Below are 4,658 nucleotides of genomic sequence, written 5' to 3'. Positions count from 1 at the left end.
GATCCGCGCCGTGCCGCCGCCATGGATGCTGATGGCCGGATCCGAGCCGGAGCCTGCGGAGCCGCCGCCCCCGCCGTCGCCCGAATGCGAGGTGACGGAGAGGTAGCTGCCCTGCAGGCCGCCCTTGCCGCCCGCGCCGCCGGTCGCGGAGGCGAACACGCCCGCCGCGTCGTCGCCCGTCGTCCGGATGGAGGTTGCCCCCGCGGACGCCGCTTCGGGGAGCTTGATCGTCATGCCGCCTGTGGAGCCGCCAGCCCCGCCGTCGCTTTCGCCGGCACCGAAGATGTCGTCGTCGTTCTCGCCGTTTCCGCCGGCGCCGCCGGTCTGGATGGCCGATATGCCGGCCATCTTCGCGCCCGAGGTCGAAATCGTCATACCGGCGAGGTCGAGCGACATGGCGCGGGTTCCACCGCCGGCGCCGCCGTGCGACTCCGCCTTGCCGGTTCCGCCGAAGCCGCCCTGCTGCTCGGCCCAGACGCCCGCGCCCCCGACGCCGGCGTTGGAGCTCACCGACGCCGAATTCCCGTTCGTGGCGGTGATCGTGACCGCCTCTGAAAACGCGCCCGCGCCGCCATTGTGCTCGTCACGAGTGCTCGGGCCGCCGCTCGGCCCGAAGCTTCGGGCGTAAAGGCCAAAGACGCCGCCCGGCGCGCTCGATCCGATGTCGACGGTGGTCTTCAGGTCGACCTTGTTCAGCGTCGTCGTCACGGCGCCGGAGCGGCCGCCATTGGTGTCATCGCCGCCGGCGACCCCGTCGGTCTGCTGGAAGATCGCGGCGACGGAGGAACCGGACGACAGCCCCGAGCCGTCGACGGCCCGAACCTCGAGCGACGAATTGGCGCCGGACATCCTGACGTCTTGCCCGAAGCCGGTCTGCCGGATCACGGACGTGTTTCCGGAGCTCACATTGGTGAGATAGTCTTTCTCGCTGAAGCTATAGTCCGTGCCTGCGGTGAGGGTGTTCGTCACCTGCTGCCCGGACGCAGGCTCCACCGCGACCATGATCGACGCTGCGACGAGACCCACGATCCGCGCCATTCCACCCGCCCTGCGTCGAATTTTGTCGAAATAACGCCGGAAATCCGACGAAAGCGGGCTCGATGCAAAAGTCGAGAGGCGTCATTGTCAACCGAAAACTGAGCCGGCTTTGGTTCAATTCACGAGGGCTTGAGATCAGTCCGCGCAAGTATTGGTCCGGCGGGGCGCCGTTGCGATGGGCGCGGCAGCGCTCATCGGCGCGCTTGTCGGGCGCGCCATCTAGGGGCAGGGCGCCTCGCGCAGGCTGAGCGCGCCTCCTCGGGACACGAACGTCCTTCCGCTCGCTTCGGCCGGGAGGCTGCGAACTCACCGCATCGCGAACAATTCCTGGTGGAACCGCTCGGAGACGCTCAGGCCATGTCGGCCAAGGTCGTCTCGCAGCGCTGCTCCGAAGCCGGGCGGGCCGCAGAACCAAACGCTGGCGGCCGGCCAGTCGGGAACGGCGGCCCGGATCGCGTCGCCGCTGAGCCTTCCGTCGCGGGGGTCGTGAAGGACGTGGAGGCGCACTCCGGCGGCGGCCGCGTCCGCGGTCAGTTTCCGGATGGCGTCCTCGCTGTATTCGGCCGTGCTGTGGAAGAGGTCGACCGCCTGTCCGTGCGGCCGGTCCGGATAGTCGCGCCGGTCCATCGCCAACTGCTTCATGCGGGCGATGAAGGGCGTGATCCCGATGCCGCCGCCGACCCAGATCTGGCGCGCGCAGTCGTCATCGAAGGTGAAGCAGCCGTAGGGTCCCTCAACCGTCACCGGCTGCCCGATCCGCAACCTGTCCGGCAGGCGCTTGGTGTGGTCGCCGAGTTCCTTCGTGATGAAAGTCAGCCGGTGATCGGACGGGCGCCAGGCGGAGGCTACCGTGTATGGATGCGCTCCCTCGCTCTCATCCGAGGTGACGAAGGCGAATTGCCCCGGCTTGTGGCCGGGCCAACCCTGCGGAACGTGCACGACGCCCTCGATCACGCGCAGGGCCGGATCGTAATGCAACCGCTCGATCGTGCCGGCCGCCTTCCGGCCGGCGCCGACGCGCCGGAAGAGCACCACCAGGGCGGCCCATGTGCCCCATGCCAGGAGAACAGCGAGCACGACGCCGAGCGGCGACAGCCAATAGGCCGGCCGGACCAGAACGAGCGCGTGCAGCACCAGGGCCACGTAGACCACGGCCAGCAGGCGGTGCGTCTTGTAGAACAGACGGTACGGGATGCGGTGGATGAGCGCGGCCGCGATCAGCAGCACGGCGGCGTAGAAGGCCCATTCGCCGATCGTTTCCGCCGTCCCCCGCCACGTTCGGAGGAATTGCTCGATCGCATGATCCGGAACCGGCCGGGGTCCGCGCTGCGGGCGCTCGAGCCAGCCGAGGCGCACGGCCCATTTCGGCGCTTCCGACCAGAGCCAGTGCATGACGGCCAGGACCAGGGCGCCGATGCCGAGCCACTTGTGCAGTCGGTACATCTTGTCGAGCCCGCCCATCCACCCCTCCGGCCATTTCGGGCGGGTGGCGAGGATCATGGCGAGGCTCATGCAGGTGATCGCCAGGAGGCCGCTGAGCTGAACCATCGAGCCGCGGAGGGGGAAGAAGCCGGACAGGGTCAGGCTTCCCGGATCGGCCGCGAGCCAAAGCGCCACGGGAAGCAGAAGGGTCGCCCAGAATGCGATCGCGATGCGTCTCATCCCGCCCTCCGCGCGCTCCGGAGCTCAGTCGCGAGGCTGAGCTTCGCCGAACTTGCGAAGGCGGAACGGCTGACGATGTTCTAAAGATCCGGGGCCGCTTGCAGCGGCAGAGCCTCAGGTCACGTGTGAGGCAGGGTTCGCCAAGTCGGCCGCGAGACTTCAGGTCCCCGCCGGTTATCGTCCGAGGCGATCCGAGGGCCGCCGGTGCGGGCTACGCATTTAACGAATCGCGCGGACTTCAGCGGAAGAACGCGATTCCGTTGCGCACAGCATTGAACCCCCTAGCGGGGAGCCGACATCCTGGCTGGCTAAACCACTGAAGAATAATGGTGGGCCCGGCAGGACTCGAACCTGCAACCAGACCGTTATGAGCGGTCGGCTCTAACCATTGAGCTACAGGCCCCGCGCCCACGCATACGCTGATTGGGCGGTCCTTGTCATCGGGCTCGATCACCGCGGATGGTCGGCTTGACGCGGCGCGCCGCGCTCGGGATGGTCCTGCTCCCCGCCGTGGTCTCAGACGCGCATGCCCGCTTTATCAGCCGAACGTCGCCGTGAGATCGAGCGCGGGTTCCTGGTGGCTCTCGCGCGGGCTTTCGGCGGCGCGATCGTGTTCGTCCTGCCCGTTCTGATGACGATGGAGATGTGGCAGCTCGGCGGGAGCATGGAGCCGGGCCGCCTCATGCTGCTGCTGCTTGCGGTGCTGCCGCTGCTGGTGGGGCTCTCGCACTACATCGGCTTCCAGGAGACCGAGACGTGGCTCGACGACGTGCGCGACGCCCTGGTCGCGCTGCTTGTCGGGTTCGTGACGTCCACCGTGGTGCTGGCGCTGTTCGGGGTGATCGGCCCGTCGCAGTCCCTCGACGAGATGCTCGGCGCGATCGTGATCCAGGCGGTGCCGGCGAGCTTCGGGGCGGTGATCGCCCAGGGGCAGCTCGGGCAGGGCGACGAGGCCGACCGCAGCCGCAACCGCCGCGCCGGCTATGCGGGCGATCTGCTGTTCCTGGCCGCCGGCGCCGTCTTCCTGTGCTTCAACATCGCCCCGACCGAGGAGGTCGACCTGATCGCCGCCTCGATGACGCCCTTCCACGCGCTGGCGCTGGTCGCGCTCTCGATCGTCTCGATGCACGCTATCGTCTACTCGGTGCAATTCCGTGGGCAGGCGGCGCTGCGCCCGGAGGGGCTCGGCTTCTTCAGCCTGTTCGTCTGCTACACGCTCGCCGGCTACGCGGTCGCGTTGCTGGTCTGCGCCGGCATGCTGTGGGATTTTGGCCGGCTTGAGGGGCTTGGCCCGGGGGCGGCGCTCCGCCTCGTGGTGGTGCTCGGCTTCCCGGCCTCGATCGGCGCCGCCTTCGCGCGGCTGATCGTCGGAGGGCAGAGCTGATGGCGCAGTCCCGGTCACAGGACAAGTCGCGGTCCGACGCGCCGCCGCGCGCCGTCGGGCGGCTGGAATGGGCGGTCGGCGCGGTCGGCGCGCTGGTCACGCTCGCCGTATTCGGCCTGCTGGGCAAGGAAGCGCTGAGCTACCACCCTGCGGCTCCGGATCTCGTGGCGCGCGTCACCGCGGTCGACAGGAACGAGAGCGGCTACGTCGTGAGCTTCGAGACCGAGAACCGCGGCCCGTCGGCGGCCGCGGAGGTCGTGATCCGCGCCACGCTCAGGAAGGGCGACCAGATCGCCGAACAGGCCGAGGCGACGCTCGACTACGTCCCGCGGCACTCGAGCCGCAAGGCCGGCTTCGTGCTGCGGGAAGACCCGGCCGCCGGCGCGCTGGAACTTGCCCCGATCTCCTATCGTGAGCCGTGACATGACGTCCTCCGAGCTTTCCGTCCGCTCCCCCAAGGTCGCCGAAGCCGCGCGCCTGCTGATCGAGGCCCGGGCGTCCCGCCGGCCGATCCATGACCGTCGTCGACACATATCTGAAGCTGCGCGAAGGCCCGCAGGAGAGCTTCCTGGCG

General features: G+C 69.0%; 3 protein-coding genes, 1 tRNA gene and 1 pseudogene. 2 read left to right on the top strand and 3 right to left on the bottom strand.

Going from position 1 to position 4,658, the window contains the following annotated elements; translation table 11 throughout:
- The 3 genes and pseudogenes from ACIKT0_RS13175 to ACIKT0_RS13165 all read right to left on the bottom strand — a co-directional run.
- A pseudogene (locus tag ACIKT0_RS13175) lies at positions 1-1,038 on the bottom strand (hypothetical protein); the annotation flags it as partial.
- Positions 1,039-1,344: 306 nt separating this feature from the next.
- Positions 1,345-2,700: a ferredoxin reductase family protein gene (locus ACIKT0_RS13170; RefSeq protein WP_407105781.1), complete on the bottom strand. Its 1,356-nt coding sequence runs from the start codon at positions 2,698-2,700 to the stop codon at positions 1,345-1,347.
- A 327-nt stretch (positions 2,701-3,027) separates the two neighbouring features.
- Positions 3,028-3,103 (bottom strand) — tRNA-Ile (locus ACIKT0_RS13165).
- A gap of 123 nt (positions 3,104-3,226) precedes the next feature.
- Between ACIKT0_RS13165 and ACIKT0_RS13160 the strand changes: the two genes are divergently transcribed.
- Positions 3,227-4,084 carry a TIGR02587 family membrane protein gene (locus ACIKT0_RS13160; RefSeq protein ID WP_407105780.1) on the top strand — a complete coding sequence of 286 codons (858 nt, stop codon included), beginning with the start codon at positions 3,227-3,229 and terminating at the stop codon, positions 4,082-4,084.
- A complete protein-coding gene (locus ACIKT0_RS13155) occupies positions 4,084-4,506 on the top strand; it encodes a TIGR02588 family protein (RefSeq protein WP_407105779.1) in 423 nt (140 codons plus the stop codon). The genes ACIKT0_RS13160 and ACIKT0_RS13155 overlap by 1 nt, the downstream gene beginning before the upstream one ends.
- Positions 4,507-4,658 lie beyond the last annotated feature (152 nt).

The organism is Hansschlegelia beijingensis, assembly GCF_045505405.1.
GTDB lineage: Bacteria > Pseudomonadota > Alphaproteobacteria > Rhizobiales > Methylopilaceae > Methylopila > Methylopila beijingensis_A.
Note: the sequence above shows the minus strand (reverse complement) of the source record. Positions and strands in the feature narration are given on the sequence as shown.